This window comes from Christiangramia echinicola DSM 19838 (assembly GCF_000423065.1).
Lineage (GTDB): Bacteria > Bacteroidota > Bacteroidia > Flavobacteriales > Flavobacteriaceae > Christiangramia > Christiangramia echinicola.
On the sequence record NZ_AUHG01000011.1, the window covers coordinates 632,541 to 650,122 of the forward strand.

11 protein-coding genes are annotated in these 17,582 nt (G+C 37.9%); 8 read left to right on the forward strand and 3 right to left on the reverse strand.

Features of this window, described 5'->3' with window-relative positions:
• Window positions 1-49: 49 nt before the first annotated feature.
• The 5 genes from tilS to G530_RS0108080 all read left to right on the forward strand — a co-directional run bounded on the left by tilS (window position 50) and on the right by G530_RS0108080 (window position 7,826).
• Window positions 50-1,363, forward strand: coding sequence for a tRNA lysidine(34) synthetase TilS (tilS, locus tag G530_RS0108060; RefSeq protein WP_026934045.1), 1,314 nt, complete (start codon window positions 50-52; stop codon window positions 1,361-1,363).
• Window positions 1,364-1,460: 97 nt separating this feature from the next.
• A complete protein-coding gene (locus G530_RS0108065) occupies window positions 1,461-3,311 on the forward strand; it encodes a CocE/NonD family hydrolase (RefSeq protein WP_026934046.1) in 1,851 nt (616 codons plus the stop codon).
• A 4-nt stretch (window positions 3,312-3,315) separates the two neighbouring features.
• Window positions 3,316-5,139, forward strand: coding sequence for a DUF885 domain-containing protein (locus tag G530_RS0108070; protein ID WP_026934047.1), 1,824 nt, complete (start codon window positions 3,316-3,318; stop codon window positions 5,137-5,139).
• Window positions 5,140-5,141: 2 nt separating this feature from the next.
• Complete coding sequence (locus tag G530_RS0108075) at window positions 5,142-6,140, forward strand: aldose epimerase family protein (RefSeq protein ID WP_026934048.1); 999 nt, start codon at window positions 5,142-5,144, stop codon at window positions 6,138-6,140.
• Between the two features lie 36 nt (window positions 6,141-6,176).
• Window positions 6,177-7,826, forward strand: a complete 1,650-nt coding sequence (locus G530_RS0108080) for a solute:sodium symporter family transporter (protein ID WP_026934049.1) — start codon at window positions 6,177-6,179, stop codon at window positions 7,824-7,826.
• A gap of 56 nt (window positions 7,827-7,882) precedes the next feature.
• Here the strand turns inward: G530_RS0108080 and G530_RS0108085 are convergent, their stop codons facing one another.
• Window positions 7,883-8,920, reverse strand: coding sequence for a UDP-glucose--hexose-1-phosphate uridylyltransferase (locus G530_RS0108085; protein WP_026934050.1), 1,038 nt, complete (start codon window positions 8,918-8,920; stop codon window positions 7,883-7,885).
• 3 nt (window positions 8,921-8,923) lie between these two features.
• Complete coding sequence (gene galK, locus G530_RS0108090; protein WP_084519430.1) at window positions 8,924-10,087, reverse strand: galactokinase; 1,164 nt, start codon at window positions 10,085-10,087, stop codon at window positions 8,924-8,926.
• A 108-nt stretch (window positions 10,088-10,195) separates the two neighbouring features.
• On the opposite strand from galK, the gene G530_RS0108095 reads away from it, so the two are divergent.
• From G530_RS0108095 to G530_RS0108105, 3 genes are all read left to right on the forward strand, one after another.
• Window positions 10,196-10,900 (forward strand): NUDIX hydrolase, encoded by a 705-nt coding sequence (locus tag G530_RS0108095; protein ID WP_026934052.1) that lies wholly within the window; start codon window positions 10,196-10,198, stop codon window positions 10,898-10,900.
• Window positions 10,901-10,974: 74 nt separating this feature from the next.
• Window positions 10,975-11,871, forward strand: coding sequence for a hydroxypyruvate isomerase family protein (locus G530_RS0108100; RefSeq protein ID WP_026934053.1), 897 nt, complete (start codon window positions 10,975-10,977; stop codon window positions 11,869-11,871).
• 20 nt (window positions 11,872-11,891) lie between these two features.
• The gene (locus G530_RS0108105; RefSeq protein ID WP_026934054.1) at window positions 11,892-14,471 is read left to right on the forward strand and encodes a cellulase family glycosylhydrolase; all 2,580 of its coding nucleotides are present in this window, start codon (window positions 11,892-11,894) and stop codon (window positions 14,469-14,471) included.
• A 76-nt stretch (window positions 14,472-14,547) separates the two neighbouring features.
• Here G530_RS0108105 and G530_RS0108110 read toward each other — a convergent pair whose 3' ends face one another.
• Window positions 14,548-17,103: an adenosylcobalamin-dependent ribonucleoside-diphosphate reductase gene (locus tag G530_RS0108110; protein ID WP_026934055.1), complete on the reverse strand. Its 2,556-nt coding sequence runs from the start codon at window positions 17,101-17,103 to the stop codon at window positions 14,548-14,550.
• Window positions 17,104-17,582 lie beyond the last annotated feature (479 nt).

A 17,582-nucleotide genomic window follows, 5' to 3' on the forward strand; every position in this document is an offset into this window, starting at 1 on the left:
CAGTCTCACCAAAAGAAATTCAATTCTAGGTTTGTATCTTTGGGAAACGATGGAAAAAACCTTCAGAAATCTTGTAAAAACTGACTATCCTTATTTATGCGGAGGAAAACTTTTACTTGCGGTTAGTGGAGGAGTAGATAGCGTTGTTCTGGCACATCTATGTCATGATGCAAAACTGGATTTCGCGATCGCCCATTGTAATTTTAATTTAAGAGGAGACGAAAGCGATGGAGACGAGAAATTTGTCGTAGACCTTGCAGATCACCTGGAAGTTGAAGTTTATACGGAAAGTTTTGATACTTTGAATTTTGCTGAAACTCATAAGATATCTGTGCAAATGGCCGCCCGCGATCTCCGTTATGAATGGTTTGCTGAATTAAGTAGTTCTACTCAATTTGATTACACGCTCACGGCGCATCATGCCAATGATAACCTCGAAACCTTTTTGATCAATCTTATTCGTGGAACTGGACCTGAAGGCCTAACCGGAATTAAAAAGGAGCGAAATGAGGTGATTAGACCTTTGTTGCCATTTACCAGATCTGAGATCGAAAATTTCGCCAGGAAAAGAAATTATAAATGGAGGGAAGACAGCAGTAATTCCTCAGATAAATATATGCGTAATAAGATAAGGCAGCAGATCGTTCCGGTGATGGAAGAGATCAATCCGCAGCTTTTGGATAGTTTCGCAAAAACCCAGGAGCATTTGCAGGAGAGCCTGGATCTCGTTGAAGATTATATCAGTTTGTTATACCCAAAACTGGTACAAAAAGACAAATATGGATATTCTATCGATATTGAGTTCTTAAAAAAAGTTCCTAACCAAAAACAGATCTTATATCAGTTATTAAAGACATTTGGATTTACGGAATGGAATGATGTCTATGATCTTATGAATGCCCAAACTGGAAAAATGGTACTTTCAGATTCTCACCGACTCATAAAAGACCGAAAAAAACTCCTGCTTACAGAGCATAATGAGAAAACCGGTAACAAGCAGTATAATCTGGATAGGGAAGAGGACCTGGTGATGATTCCCGGCATGGGGACTTTTCATATGAGTGAAGTTGACAAAATGGGGCAGACATCCCAAAGTTGTATCTATGTGCCCGAGCATAAATTAAAGTTTCCCTTAACCATCAGAAAATGGAAAAAAGGAGATTTCTTTTATCCATTCGGGATGAATGGCAAGAAGAAACTTAGTGATTTCTTTAAAGACGAAAAATTCTCTTTGCCAGAAAAAGAACATACCTGGATCCTGTGTTCAGAAAAGGATATCGTTTGGATAATTGGTCATCGTGCCGATAATCGATTTGCCGTTGAAAAATCTGATTCGAAGATTCTCAAGATCTGTATTACTTAATATCTCTAAAAGCTTGCTAATTCTTATTAAACTTCATTTTCTTTTAGGTTTAATTACCTAATTTCTATCTTTAGGGTTTTTAATATAATCCCTTTAAATGAAAATCTTCAAATACCCCCTGTTTACAATACTTTTCATATTTGTAATTAATCCGGTTTTAGCTCAATCTGAAACTGAATATGTAAAAGATCATTATAATAAAATTGAAGTAGACATTCCTATGCGGGATGGTACAAAACTTCATACTACTATTTATTCTCCAAAGGATACTTCACAGGAATACCCAATCCTTATGCAGAGAACTCCATATAGTTCCAGACCTTATGGCGAAGATCAATTCCGTTCCAAAATTGGTCCTAATGAAATCCTGATGAAAGAAGGAAATATCATTGTATATCAGGATGTACGTGGTAGATGGATGAGTGAAGGGAAATACGATAATATGCGTGCTTATATTCCGAATAAAAAAGGAAAGGAATTCGATGAAGCCAGCGATACTTATGACACGATTGAATGGCTGATCAATAATGTTGAAAATAATAATGGTAAGGTTGGGACCTGGGGTATATCGTATCCTGGATTCTATGCGACCTATTCCTTACTTAGCGGGCATCCTGCACTTAAAGCAGCTTCACCACAAGCAAGTATAGGGGATTTCTTTTTTGACGATTTTCACCATAATGGGGCTTATTTATTAAGTTACTGGAGAGCTACGGCTGTTTTTGGTTATCAGCATGATAAACCAACAGATTCCTCATGGTATGATTTCCCAAAGCTGGGTACTGAAGATCAATATCAATTCTTTCTGGATGCAGGACCGTTGAGCAATCTTGATGAATATTACAAGGAAGACAATGAGTTCTGGCAACAACTAAAGGAACATCCTAATTATGATGAATTCTGGCAAAAACGCGGAATCGTTCAGCATATGAAAGATATCAAACCGGCAGTTATGATCGTAGGTGGGCTATTTGATGCTGAAGATCTTTACGGTCCTTTTGCCATTTATAAAAGTATAGAAGAGAATAGCGATAATTATAATTCCATTGTTTTTGGACCCTGGAGCCATGGAGATTGGGCAAGAGAATCAGGTAGACAAGGTGTGGGGAATGTTTATTTTGGAGATAGTATATCTACTCATTTTCAAAGAGATTATGAAACTGAATTCTTCAATCATTTTCTGAAAAAGAAAACTAAAGATGCCTTAAGACTTCCGGAAGCTCATATTTATGACACTGGAGCAAGAGAATGGAATGATTATGCTGAGTGGCCTCCAAAAAATACTACTCCAAAAACCTGGTATCTAGGAGATGAACAGGAATTCACCGAAGAGCCAACAGATAATAAAGAAGAGTTTATTAGTGATCCTGACAAGCCTGTTTCTTATAATGATGAGATCAAAATGGTATTCACTCCACGTGAATATATGACCGGCGATCAGCGTTTCGCAGCAAGAAGACCAGATGTGCTGGTTTTTGAAACTGAGGTTCTGCAAGAAGACATGAAAATTGCCGGCCCTATAGAAGCTATGTTAAAAGTTGCTACTACTGGTAGCGCTGCAGACTGGGTGGTAAAAGTAATTGATGTTTATCCTCCAGATGCTGAAAATTATGAAGAAACCATGCCGCATCTAAAAATGGGGAATTATCATATGATGGTTCGTAGTGAAGTAATGAGAGGTAGATTTAGAGACAGTTTTGAAGATCCTCAGGCATTTGAGCCTAATATAAAGACAGATGTGAACATTAAATTACAGGGAATAAATCATACTTTTAAAAAAGGACATAAGCTGCAAGTGCAGATTCAGAGCACCTGGTTCCCGTTAATTGATAGAAATCCTCAAACTTATGTGGATAATATCTTTGAAGCGGAAGAAGAAGATTTTCAAAAGCAAACTCATACCGTTTACGGAGATTCAGCAATTAAATTTTCTGTAATAGAAGAATAGAATTATGAAAATAAGAAATAGCATATTATCCATCCTTTTAGCTGCTATGATTTTTTCATGCGGAAATAATCAAAATGAAGATAATTTATCGTCTGGCGATGTGGCGCAGGAATCAGCTGAATTGAATAAATATTTTAATAAAGAATTTCAGAAAGAAGTTGATGAATCTCCGATGATGCAAACCAGAATGGGGATGAAATCTGATTATGGGAAATGGGATGATTTTTCGAATTTGAAATATGCAGAAGACCTGGAACAGGCAAAAACCCGATTAGGTTATCTAGATAAGGTTAATAAAGAGGCATTGGATGAAGATACCAGGTTAAGTTATGACCTATTTAAAAGACAGGTGCAGAATGAGATCGATGATTATAAGTATAGATTTTATGATTATCCGGTGGAGCAAATGCATGGTATACATGCTGAATTACCTGCGTTTTTGATCAATATGCATCGAGTGGATTCCATTGCAGATGCCAGGGCTTATATCTCGAGATTGGTAGGTGTGGAAAAGGTTATGAATGATATTATTGAGCAACTTAAAATAAGGGAGCAGAATGGAGTAGTTCCGCCTAAATTTGTTTTTGACAGAACCCTGGATGCCTCAAGAAATATTATAAAGGGGAAACCTTTTACCAATTCAGCTGAAGCCAGTACATTGATGGAAGACTTTACTTCCAAGATCGAAAAACTCGACATTTCAGAAGAACAAAAGACCGTTCTTATTAATGAGGCAGAGACTGCATTAGTGGAACATATGCAGCCCGCTTATGAAAGCCTTATAGAATTTCTAGCTAACCAGCAGAAGAGAGCCACAGAGGAAGCTGGTGTCTGGAAGTTTCCAAAAGGAGATGAATTTTATAATAATGCGCTTAAACGAGTCACAACAACCAATCTTACGGCAGAAGAGATCCATAAAATAGGGCTCAACGAAGTAGCCAGAATCCATGGAGAAATGGAACAGATCATGGAAGAAGTCGGTTTTGAAGGAACTCTGGTAGATTTCTTTGAATTCATGAAAAATGATGAACAATTTTATTATGAGAACACTGAGGAGGGAAAAGCGGCTTATCTAGAGGAAGCGAAAGAAATTATCAACTCTATGAAAGCCAGGCTTCCGCAGCTTTTTAATAGCAAACCAGAAGCCGGTATCATTGTAAAAGCTGTAGAGTCCTTCCGAGAAAAAAGTGCTGGAAAAGCATTTTATCAACAGCCAGCGATAGACGGTTCCAGACCTGGTACTTATTATGCTAATCTATATGATATGAAGGCGATGCCTAAATACGAGATGGAAGCTCTGGCATATCACGAAGGAATCCCGGGTCATCATATGCAAATAGCGATCGCCCAGGAACTGGATAGTATCCCGGAATTTAGAAAGTATGGCAGGTATACCGCTTATGTAGAAGGATGGGGGTTGTATAGTGAATATATTCCGAAGGAGATAGGCTTCTATAAAGATCCATATTCAGATTTTGGAAGACTCGCGATGGAGCTATGGAGGTCGTGCAGACTAGTAGTGGATACTGGAATACATGCAAAAAAATGGACCAGACAGGAAGGTATAGATTATTATAAAGAAAATACACCTGCGGCTGAAAGCGCCTGTGTAAAAATGGTAGAAAGACATATTGTTATGCCGGGACAGGCGACAGCTTATAAGATTGGGATGAACAAGATCCTGGATCTTAGGGAAAATGCTAAAGAGCGATTAGGTGATAAATTTAAAATCGCCGAATTCCATGATGTTGTATTAACAGATGGAGCTTTACCACTCACGATACTTGAATCTAGAGTAGATTCCTGGATCAAATCTAAAAAAAGATAAAATTGAAAGAGATCCGAAAATCTGATCTAAAGGTCATAGATCTTGTAAATTCGAAAAAGAGTCGATTACAAATCCTTAACTACGGCGCAGCTATCTTCAGTTTCAAAATGCGCAATAAACATGAGGACCTAATAAACCTTGTAGTTGGGCCAAGAGAAGCAGAGGATTATTTATCTCCGGCGTACCGGGAGGAAAATAAATGTTTTGGTGCAACTATAGGTAGATTCGCCGGGCGTATTGCCGAAGGTAAATTCAGAATTGAAGATGAAGAATATAAACTTGAAGAGGTAAAGCGTGGATTTCACATACATGGAGGTGCTTATGGTTTTCAATATAGATTATGGGAAATAGATAAGATAGAGGAAGGAGAAAATCCATCGGTTACGCTATCATATACCAGCGAACATCTTGAAGAAGGATATCCAGGAAAACTGGAAGTGACCGCTAAGTATACTTTAACTGAAGAAAACGAGATTAAAATCTCATATTCAGCAAAAACAGATAGGGATACAATCGTTAATATTACGAATCATTCCTACTTCAACCTGAATGGATCGGGAAGTGTGAGCGATCATTTTATGCAAATCCATGCAACAAAGATCCTTGAACTCAATGAAGAAAAATTACCTACCGGGAATCTTACCAGGTTGAAGAGTAATCCTAAAAACTACATAGAGAATAAGTTATTGGGAAATCGCGAACTGGACGATGTATATATACTTGATGTAATGGATGATGAAGTGCAGGCACAACTTTTCGCACCTCTTAGCGGTATCAAGATGAAATTAAGTAGTAATCAACCGGTATTGGTTGTTTATTCTCCTGAAAAATTGCCAGAAGACTGGACTTACTTAACTGAAATAGATAGTAGCTATCCGGCGGTAGCATTAGAAGCTCAGAATTATCCTGATGCACCAAATTTTAGAAACTTTCCATCGAGTTTATTAAAGCCCGGAGACTTGTATGAAAACAACATCATTTATGCTTTTTCTGTAAAATAATAATTCTATATTTAACCGAAAATTTAAGAAAACGTTATGATTGGAATTCTATCCTTTGTGGGGTTTACTGCCCTGGTAGCTGTAATCGCTTATTTCGCAACCAGAAAAACTGATGAATCTACCAGTGACGGTTATTTCTTAGGGGGGAGAAGTCTTACGGCAGGTGTAATAGCCGGGTCTTTATTACTTACAAATCTATCTACAGAACAGATAGTTGGATTGAACGGAAGCTCTTATGCGAACGGCCTTTCAGTAATGGCATGGGAAACTTTAGCTGCAATAGCCATAGTGGTTACAGCAATTTTCTTATTGCCCAGATATCTTAAAGGTGGACTAACTACAGTGCCTCAGTTTCTGGCTGAACGTTATGATATCACAACTAAAACTTTAACCTCTGCTTTATTCCTAACAGGTTATGTAGTGGTTCTTTTACCTATTATACTTTATTCTGGTTCTGTTGCAATTAGCGGGATGTTCGATGTGCCGACTTTGCTCAATGTTTCAGATGATGCAGCGATAAAGATCTGTGTTTGGGGAATAGGGATCGTAGGTTCCATTTATGCCGTATTTGGTGGTCTTAAGGCGGTTGCAGTTTCAGATAGTATAAATGCAATCGGACTTTTAATTGGCGGTATTCTTGTACCGGTTTTTGGATTGGTCATCATTGGTGATGGTGATTTCTTCGAAGGGATTACTATTTTGATGGAATCAAATCCAGAGAAGTTCAAGTCTATGGGGTCAGAAACCAGTCCTGTTCCATTTCATACGTTATTCACGGGAATGATGCTGGTACAGTTGTTTTACTGGGGTACAAACCAACAGATCATTCAGCGTGCTCTGGCCGCGAAAAACTTAAAAGAAGGTCAGAAAGGTTTAATGTTAGCCTCTTTCATAAAAATATTAGGTCCTCTTATTGTAGTTCTACCCGGGATCATTGCTTTCCATATTTTTGGAGCAGATCTTGAAAATGGAGATGAAGCTTATCCGCTATTGGTAAATAGAGTTTTACCAAGTACACTTATAGGTTTCTTTGCAGCGGTTATTTTTGGAGCGATTCTGAGTTCTTTTAATAGTGTGCTGAATAGTTCGGTTACTTTATTCGGAATAGATATCTACAAGCAACATATCAATAAAGACGCGAATGAAAAAACCGTGGTAAAATACGGAAAGATATTCGGAACTTTTCTTGCTATTGCTGCTATGTTTATAGCGCCTTTTATAGCAAATGCTGGAAGTTTATTTGCTTATCTGCAAGAAGTGAACGGTATCTATAGTATCCCGATTCTAACCATTATTGTAGTTGGATATTTAACAAAATATGTTCCGGCAATTGCAGCTAAAATTGGTCTTATTTCTGGTTCGTTATTATATATAATTAGCCAGTTTTTCCTTCAACCGTATTTTCAGACGGCAGCTGTTGAAGAGGCACGTGCTAATGGAATTACAGATGCGGCCGAATTAGCTGCTATAGAAGCAAGTGGTTATCCTCACTTCCTGGACGTAATGGCCATATTATTTGCACTGAATGTTATAATTATGCTGGTAATTGGTAAGATCTGGCCTCGAAAAGTGCCTTATTTACAGGAGCATACCAAGCAGGTGGATATCACCCCATGGAAATACGTTAAGCCGGTAGGGATCTTAATTGTAGTAGTAGTTATTGGGATCTATGCATATTTTGCATAAAGGATGCTGAATATTAAAACATTGAAAACCGGGAGCTTTTAAATTTCCGGTTTTTTTTATTTTAAATAATGAGTTGAAGACAATTCATTTAGTCGCCTTGCAGCCTGTTCTGCGGTAATATCACGCTGAGGTCCCGCGAACATTTCGTAACCCACCATGAATTTTTTTACAGTTGCAGATCGTAATAAGGGCGGATAAAAACTCATATGAAAATGCCATTCGGGATACTCCTTTCCATCTGTAGGAGCCTGGTGAATTCCAGAGGAGTAGGGAAATGAAGTTTCAAAAAGGTTGTCATATTTAATGGTAAGTTTTTTCAGAATTTCAGCATAAGCTTTTTCCTCTTCCTGGCTTAACTCACCAATATGCTGAAGATGCCTTTTCGGGATGATCATAGCTTCAAATGGCCAGACTGCCCAATACGGAATAAGCGACACAAAATGCTCATTTTCATCAAGGATCCTCTCTCCGGCTTTCAGTTCCTGATTAAGATAATCTAATAATAAGCTTCTATTGTTCTTCTCCCAATACTCCCTGAATTTTCCTGATTTCTTCAATACTTCTGTAGGAATTGAGGATTGCGACCAGATCTGTCCATGCGGATGCGGATTACTACAGCCCATGATGGCTCCTTTATTTTCAAAGATCTGAACGTAATTAATGGCTTCTGCAGATCCTAATTCGAGGTATTCCTTTTTCCATATTTCGATCACCTTTGTAACATCTTCAACCTCCATGAGGGGAAGAGTTAGAGAGTGGTCTGGTGAAAAGCAGACTACCTTGCAAATACCCTTTTCGCTTTCAGCCTGTAATAATCCCTTTTCAAATTTTATTTCAGGTGCATCTGGGAGTAAAGAAGAGAAGTCATTTACGAAAGAATAAGGTTCCTGATAATCTGGATTGGTATCCCCGCTCGCCCTGGTGTTTCCAGGACACAAATAACAGGAAGGATCATAATTATCCTTCTTATCTGCTTTATTTTCCTCGGTTTTACCCTGCCATGGCCTCTTAGTCCTGTGGGGGGAAACCAGGATCCACTCGCCCGTTAGAATATTATATCTTCTATGTGGAGTATTATTCAGTTCCTTATCCATATTTTATTCTTTATAAATTTTAGTGCCTTCACCTGGGCGTACACTAATGGCATCCAGCTCTATATTGAATTTACTGAAGTAAGCTGAAGACACTTCTTCAACATATGCATCAATTTTATCTTCTTCAATAAGATTAATAGTACAGCCGCCAAATCCGCCACCCATCATACGTGAACCATATATGAAATCTTTTTCCCTGGAGAAAGCTACCAGAAAATCTAACTCCTGGCAACTTACCTCGTAGTTATGCTGAAGGCCTTCATGAGACTCGTACATCAACTTACCGAAATCTCGAAGGTTTCCGGACTTTAAAGTTTTGGCAGCCTCTAAGACTCGCCCATTTTCCTTAAGTACGTAAAGGCATCTTTCGTACATTTTACCTTCCAGTTCTTCTTTGAATTCTTCCAGAGTATCAAAATTCAGGTCTCTAGCCGATCTTATTTCAGGTTTCGATTTCTGAATAATACGAATAGCTGCTTCACATTCTTCCCGGCGGGAATTATAATCGCTATCTGCCAGATTATGAGATACGTTGGTGTTGAGCAGTAATAATTTACAATTCTGAAAGTGGGCAGGAATATATTCGGCTTCTAGACTTCGGCAGTCAAGAAGGATAATATGATCTTTCTTACTCATAACCGAAGAGTACTGATCCATGATCCCACAGTTAGAACCTACGAAGTCATTTTCAGCTTTCTGAGATAATTTTACTATTTCAAGATCTTCCAGGCCAAGATCGAATAGGTGATTTAGACCGCTGGCAATTCCGCATTCTAAGGCTGCAGAAGAACTTATGCCGGCACCAACTGGTAATTTACTTTCGATAATACAATCGAAGCCTTCCAGCTTTGCATTCTTGCCTAGTAATTCCTGAACCACGCCAAGGACATAATTCTCCCAGCCTGATCCTTTTTCAATCTTTTTATCCAGATGAAATTCGAAGCCTTTGCTAAAAGTTTCACTATAGATGCGACAAAAGTTCTCGATTTGATTCTTCTGAAACCTGAGAATGATCTTTTTATCAATTGCAGTTGGCATCACAAAGCCATCATTATAATCTGTATGTTCTCCAATAAGGTTGATACGACCGGGAGATTCCACTTTTATGGTGCCTTCATTTTTCTGAAAGAAAGCAGGTTTTCTGGAAAAAGATCTAATATTCGTCAAGGTTTATAATTAGCTATATCCTTCAAAGGTAATAAATGTAAAATATACGCTCATTCTAATTTGAACAAAATTTTAGATTCTCTATCTTTATGCAAATTACAGTTGTTGATGACAGAAATTACCACAGATCTCTACCAGGTAAAAGAAAAGATGTATGTAGCTACAGATTGCATTATTTTCGGTTTTCATGAAGGAAAATTAAAGCTCCTGGTATTTAAAAGGAAAGTGGAACCCCTGAAGGGTGAATCTTCTCTTATAGGAAGTTTTGTGAGGCTAGATGAAGATCTGGATGTAGCGGGTAGAAGAGTTTTAAAAGAGGCTACCGGACTTGAAAATGTCTTTATGCAGCAATTGAAAAGCTACGGAAAAAAAGACCGGGATCCAGGATATCGCTGTATATCTATTGCCCAGTATGCCTTGATCAGGATTGATGAATATGATGAGAAACTGGTGGAAGAGCACGGCGCGCACTGGTATGAAATTGATCAATTACCAAATTTAATTCTGGATCATAATGAGATGGTTCAGGATGCCATGTATCAGTTAAAACACAATGCAAGGTATAAACCCATTGGTTTTGAACTATTACCAGAAAAGTTCACCATACCTCAATTACAGATTTTATACGAAGCAATTTATCAGAGAGAGCTCGACGCAAGGAATTTCAGGAAAAAAGTACTGTCTTTAAATGTGTTGAAGAAACTTGATGAGAAAGATAAAACTACTAGTAAAAGAGGAGCATTCCTTTACAAATTTGATTACGAGAATTATCAGAAACTTTTGACTTCTGGCTATAACTTTGAAATCGCCTAATCCAGCAAGAGGTTTTTTTCTGATTTATAACTGTAAATAATACATTTATTATTAAATTTAGAAAAATTAACTCGATGGCTGAGAAGATCAACAGACGAAAATTACTTAAGAATCTGGGACTTGGTGCCGGATTATTAAGTTTTAGCGGAATACCAGGTGTATTTGCATCTAGCTTAAAACCTGTAGAAGCTAAAACTGATTTTCAGTATTCAGGTAAGATCAATCATTCTGTTTGCAGATGGTGTTATCAGGATATTCCGCTTCAGAAATTTGCCAGGGCATGCGTTGGAATGGGCATTCAGGCCATAGATCTTTTAAAACCTTCAGAATGGGATACCGTGGAGAAAGAAGGATTGGTATGTTCCATGGCCACAGATGATTTTGCCAGTATTACCGATGGATTCAACGATCCCGCTAATCATAAGAAATTACAGTCGGCCTATAAAGCACTAATTAAAAAGGCTTCGGAACATAATATTCAAAATGTGATCTGTTTTTCAGGCAACCGAAGAGGAATGGACGGAGAAACAGGCATCCAAAATTGCGTTACCGGTCTTACTCCGCTTTTAGATTATGCAGCTGGATTGAATGTAAATCTGGTAATGGAGTTACTCAATAGCAAAGTAGACCATGTAGATTATATGTGCGACCATACCAAATGGGGGATAGAACTTGCCCAGGCTCTTAATAAGCCTAACTTCAAACTTCTTTATGATATCTACCATATGCAGATCATGGAAGGAGATGTGATAAGAACGATCAGAGAAAATCACGAATATATCAGCCATTATCATACCGGAGGCAATCCTGGAAGAAATGAAATAAATGATTCTCAGGAACTAAATTATCCTGCGATCATGAAAGCGATCTACGAAACCGGCTTCGACGGATTTGTAGCCCAGGAATTTATTCCTACTTATGATGATAAGTTAGCTGCATTAAGAGAAGGGATTCAAATCTGTGATATTTAATTACAATCTTTTTATTGAATATGAATCTAAAACTAAATTTTAGCCTGCTTTTTATGGGCTTAATTCTAATAAACTCGGTAGTAATTGGACAAAATACTACCCGGAAGGATGTATTTGTAGACGAAGACGGTGTGATGCGCTGGGGTGGGACCAATGAGGAAGTTCATGGTTTCGGAGTAAATTATTCTGCGCCATTTGCACATGCCTATAGATCTGCAGAGAAGAAGGGATTAGATATAAAGTCTGAAATAGACAAAGATGTTTATCATTTTACCAGGTTAGGTTTTGACCTGTACCGTTTACATGTCTGGGATACCGAAATAAGTGATGAAAAAGGGAATTTACTGGAAAACGATAAGCTGGAAACATTTGATTATTTGCTAAATGAACTTAAAAAACGAGATATCAATTTTGTGATAACGCCAATTGCATATTGGGGAAATGGCTGGCCGGAACCGGACGAAGATACTCCTGGCTTTTCAAATAAATACGGGAAAGAGAACAGTTTAACCGATCCTGAAGCTATCAAAGCTCAGCAGAATTACCTGGAGCAATTTCTTGATCATGTGAACCCTTATACCGGAGTTGCCTATAAAGACGAACCCAATCTCATTGCTTTTGAAATTAGTAATGAACCTCACCACCGCGGAGAACCGGAGGAGGTTAAAGATTTCATCAATAAAATGGTGGCGGCAATGCGTAAGACCGGCACTGAAAAGCCAATTTTTTACAACGTAAGTCATAGCGTGCAGCTGGCTGAAACTTATTTTACTTCAGATATTGACGGGGGAACTTTCCAGTGGTATCCAACTGGTCTCGGGTTTCAGAAAGAACTGGAAGGGAATCTTCTGCCAAATGTAAATGATTATCATATTCCTTTTAATGATGTGATTAAGAAGAACAATAAAGCCAAACTGGTTTATGAATTTGACGCGGCAGACGTTAATAAATCTTATATGTATCCAGCTATAGCCAGGAGTTTTCGTGAGGCGGGTATTCAACTCGCGACACATTTTGCGTACGACCCTACTTTTCTGGCCTATGCTAATACAGAGTATAATACACACTTTATGAACCTGAACTATACTCCTCATAAGGCCCTGGCTTTAATGATCGCTTCAGAAATTTTTCATGAAGTTCCCATGCGTGAGGAGCTTGGTACTTATCCAGAAAACCTCGAATTTGGTGATTTTAAGATCAGCTATGAGGGTGATGTGGCAACTTATAATTCAGGGGATACTTTTATTTATACGAATACGAATACAATTCAGCCAAAAAGTTCTTTGGAACTGAAGAAAGTTGCCGGACATGGAAATTCTGAGCTTGTGAACTATGAGGGCAAAGGAGCATATTTTCTGGATAAACTAAAAGATGGAGTATGGAGACTGGAAGTGATGCCAGATCCAATATTGATCAACAACCCTTTCGGTAGTAATAGCCTGGAAAAGACAGTTTCAGTGATCAGCTGGAAAGAGAATTCTATGGAGATAGATTTAGCAGATCTAGGCAAAAACTTTAAAATTTCGGGATTGAACGAGGGGAATATGAAAGAATTTGAAGTTAACGGAAGAGCATTTGGTATCTCACCCGGCACCTATTTAGTTCAATCTGTAAATGCCAATTTTAAGATCAACGATTTTGAGAATAACTGGAATTTCGACCTTAGATCTTTTGAAGCCCAAGAGTCTACTGTAGACAGGACTTATTTGATCCATGAGCCATCTAAAACAATCACAGCCAACAGCAGATTGAATATTGAAGCTATTGTAGTTTCAGATAGAGAAATTGAAAAAGTAGAGGCCTGGTTCCAGAATGGAAGTACATACAATTCGGTAGAATTGACTGCGAAGAACAATTATGATTATTCAGCTGAAATTCCGGAAAGCTTGATCAAAAATGGTTTTTTGAGCTATAGAATAATTGTTTCTACAGATGATGGTTCGGTTACCTTTCCTGGTGGAGTAGAAGGAAGCCCCTCAAACTGGGATTTTTATTCTGAAGCGAAATACCAGACCAGGATCTTAAAAGAAGCTTCTCCAATTACCCTTTTCAATCCGGCGACAGATTCGAATAATTTGGTAATTGGTTGGTCTCCTAAGAACAACCTGGTTCCGGTACATGAAAATGAAGCAGAATTCCAGGTAGGGATAGATAGTTTGTTCAAAGAAGATGTTGAGAATACAGAAGCAAAGCCTATTTATGATTATTCTTTCCGATATAATTTTCAGAAGAAAATTGCGAGTCGCAACCTGAATGGGAGGAATAGAATTGTAATAAAAGCAAGCACTCTCCATGATAAAACAGGAAAAATCCAGGTAGCCCTGCTAATGAATAACGGAGCTTCTTTTGGGAAGACTATCGAACTAACCAACGAAATACAGGAGATAGAGATCGATCTTGAAGACCTGGAACCGGTTAAAACGGTAACGCTGCCAAGACCATATCCTGGATTCCTGCCTTATTATTTTGATCATTCTTATTCGGGTGAATTCAAAATAGAAGATATAGAGGCCATTCAGTTTTCCATTGGTCCCGGGATGGAACAGGAAAATCTTCAGAAGCCACTTTCCGTAGGAATAAGAGAGGTAAGATTGGAATAATATCCAATTACAAAACTGAAATAAAAAAAAAGGTCTCACTAATAAGCGAGACCTTTTTTTCAGTTATAACAGAAAATTAACCACATTTAGAGGAACCACAGTCCTTACAGGTTAAGCATCCTTCCTGGTAAATCAGATTTGAGGAATTACAATTTGTACATTTTTCCTTTTTAGCTACAGTACCATCCGCTATAAAGCGCTTAAGTGCTCTTACTACACCATTTTTCCAGGTGTTGATAGATTCACTATCCAGCTGCAGACTATTGATGAGATCTACCACGTTGTCTATAGACATTCCGTGACGAAGCGTACTCGAAATTAGTTTTGCATAGTTCCAGAATTCTGGGTTAAACTTATGCGAAAGTCCTTCAATAGTAGTTTTATAACCACGTTTGTTCTCATACTGGAAATCATATCTTGAAGTTCCGTCTTCATTTCTGGCCTTGATGATATAGCCTTCGTTGACCCATCTAGGGATCAGGATTCCTTCTTCATCATCGGCAAAACCGGTAAAGATCTCATAAGGACGTCCATCTACAAGACCAATAAATGCGATCCATTTATCTTTATTATTCTGGAAACGAACTACATCTGCAGTTAGTACTTCTGGTCTTTTAAGTGGGAAGTTCCCGCCAGTAGTTTCAGCTTCTTCCTCCTTTTTCTCTTCATTAGAGATAAGGACTCCAGAACGCGAACCATCACGATAAACCGTTACACCTTTACAGCCAGCTTCCCAGGCCTCTAGATATAGTTTCCCTACCAGCTCTTCATCAACATCGTTTGGAAGGTTGATAGTTACACTAATAGAATGATCTATCCATTTTTGAACTGCTCCCTGCATCTTCACTTTACTCAACCAATCCACATCGTTTGATGTCGCCTGATAATAAGGAGAAAGTTTTACCAGTTTGTCAAGTTCTTCCTGAGAGTAATTCTTATCGGTATCATGACCTTTAGCTCTCATCCATTCTTTGAAACGGTGGTGGAAAACCACATATTCTTCCCAGGAATCTCCAACTTCATCAACGAAGTCTACTCGAGCATTCTTATCATTAGGATTTACTTTTCTTCTTCTTTTATATACCGGAAGGAAAACAGGCTCGATCCCAGAAGTTGTCTGGGTCATCAAACTAGTTGTTCCTGTTGGAGCTATAGTAAGAAGTGCAATGTTTCTCCTACCGTATTCCAGCATATCATAATAAAGCTTTTCATCAGCTTCCTTAAGTCTCAGGATAAACGGATTGTCTTTTTCTCTATCTGATTCAAATATTGAAAAAGCACCTCTTTCTTTCGCTGTATCTACAGAAGCTCTGTAAGCCGCAAGAGCGATAGTCTTATGAATGTCTACGGAAAAGTCTATTCCTTCCTTGCTTCCGTATCTAATTCCAAGTCCGGCAAGCATATCACCTTCAGCAGTAATACCAATTCCGGTTCTACGACCTTCATAGGCTTTCTGACGAATATTCAGCCAAAGATTTTTCTCTACAGCTTTGATCTCCTCATTTTCAGGATCGGCATCGATCTTAGCTAATATATTGTCTATCTTTTCAAGTTCAAGATCAATAATATCGTCCATGATTCTTTGTGCCGCTCCAATATGTTTTTTGAAAAGTTCAAAATTGAATTGAGCTTTATCTGTAAATGGATCTTCAACATAAGAGTAAAGATTGATAGCCAGAAGACGACATGAATCATAAGGACATAACGGGATCTCACCGCAGGGGTTAGTAGAAACCGTTTTATAACCAAGATCTGCATAACAATCTGGAACCGACTCATTAATTACAGTATCCCAGAAAAGTATTCCTGGCTCTGCAGATTTCCATGCATTATGTACGATCTTTTTCCAAAGCTTATCAGCTTCTATATCTTTCTGGAATTTAGGTTCTTTACTAAAGACCGGATATTTTTGAGTATATGAACCGTTATTCTTAACGGCATTCATGAATTCATCATCAATTCTAACCGAGACATTGGCGCCTGTAACTTTCCCTTGTTCCATTTTAGCATCGATGAAGTCTTCAGCATCCGGGTGGTTAATAGAAACCGAAAGCATAAGTGCTCCACGTCTCCCGTCCTGAGCAACCTCTCTCGTAGAGTTTGAATAGCGCTCCATAAAAGGAACAATTCCGGTAGAGGTTAAAGCAGAATTATTTACTGCAGAACTCTTAGGTCTTATATGTGAAAGGTCATGACCAACACCACCACGACGTTTCATTAACTGTACCTGCTCCTGGTCTATCTTCATGATGCCTCCATAAGAATCTGAATTTCCATCATTTCCAATTACGAAACAGTTAGATAATGAACCAACCTGATAAGGATTTCCTATTCCTGCCATAGGGCTTCCCTGTGGTACGATATATTTAAAATTTTTGATAAGGTCAAAAACTTCATCCTCACTCATCGGGTTCGGATATTTCTTTTCAACTCTTGCAATTTCCCCGGCGATGCGTCTGTGCATATCGTCTGGAGTGAGTTCGTAAATATTCCCTTGAGAATCTTTAAGGGCATATTTATTTACCCAAACTCTGGCTGCAAGATCATCTCCTTTAAAATATTTCAAGGATGCATCATAAGCCTGATCCTGGGTATAGGTTTGTGGAACAACTGGTTTTTCTTCTACAGGCATATAAATGAGATTTTTAGGTTAGAATTTCGTTTTAGTCTGGTATAAAACTAAACAAAGAAATGAGATAATTAACAATTTGTTTAGAAAAAGTTATCAAGAAAAAACTGTTAATATATTGATTATCAGCACTATAAAAAATTACTAACAATGGAAAGTTGACAAATAATGAAAATTATAATTTTCTTATTTGAATTTGTGTTACATACTTACAATGTGAATTGTTTTTCGGGTTCGCAAGTGAAATTAGATAAATTTCAGGGTTAATAGGAAATTATATTCTGTGAATTTCAGAAAAAAAAGAGGCCCCGCTAATAGCAGGGCCTTCTTTGAATTAACACCTATGAAAATTCAAAAATAAAATCGTTTATCCTTGATAGTCCAAATTTTCTATTCCTATTCAGAATATAAATTGGCACCACTCCATTTTCAAAAGGAGGTAGGGTTATATTTTAAGTTACACTTATAAAGTAACAGAGTAA

What these genes read in the sequence shown, in the direction of transcription:
- tilS (WP_026934045.1), top strand. Translation starts at nt 50, where the DNA reads ATGGAAAAAACCTTCAGAAATCTTGTAAAAACTGACTATCCTTATTTA.
- G530_RS0108065 (WP_026934046.1), top strand. Translation starts at nt 1,461, where the DNA reads ATGAAAATCTTCAAATACCCCCTGTTTACAATACTTTTCATATTTGTA.
- G530_RS0108070 (WP_026934047.1), top strand. Translation starts at nt 3,316, where the DNA reads ATGAAAATAAGAAATAGCATATTATCCATCCTTTTAGCTGCTATGATT.
- G530_RS0108080 (WP_026934049.1), top strand. Translation starts at nt 6,177, where the DNA reads ATGATTGGAATTCTATCCTTTGTGGGGTTTACTGCCCTGGTAGCTGTA.
- G530_RS0108085 (WP_026934050.1), bottom strand. Translation starts at nt 8,920, where the DNA reads ATGGATAAGGAACTGAATAATACTCCACATAGAAGATATAATATTCTA.
- G530_RS0108095 (WP_026934052.1), top strand. Translation starts at nt 10,196, where the DNA reads ATGACAGAAATTACCACAGATCTCTACCAGGTAAAAGAAAAGATGTAT.
- G530_RS0108100 (WP_026934053.1), top strand. Translation starts at nt 10,975, where the DNA reads ATGGCTGAGAAGATCAACAGACGAAAATTACTTAAGAATCTGGGACTT.
- G530_RS0108105 (WP_026934054.1), top strand. Translation starts at nt 11,892, where the DNA reads ATGAATCTAAAACTAAATTTTAGCCTGCTTTTTATGGGCTTAATTCTA.
- G530_RS0108110 (WP_026934055.1), bottom strand. Translation starts at nt 17,103, where the DNA reads ATGCCTGTAGAAGAAAAACCAGTTGTTCCACAAACCTATACCCAGGAT.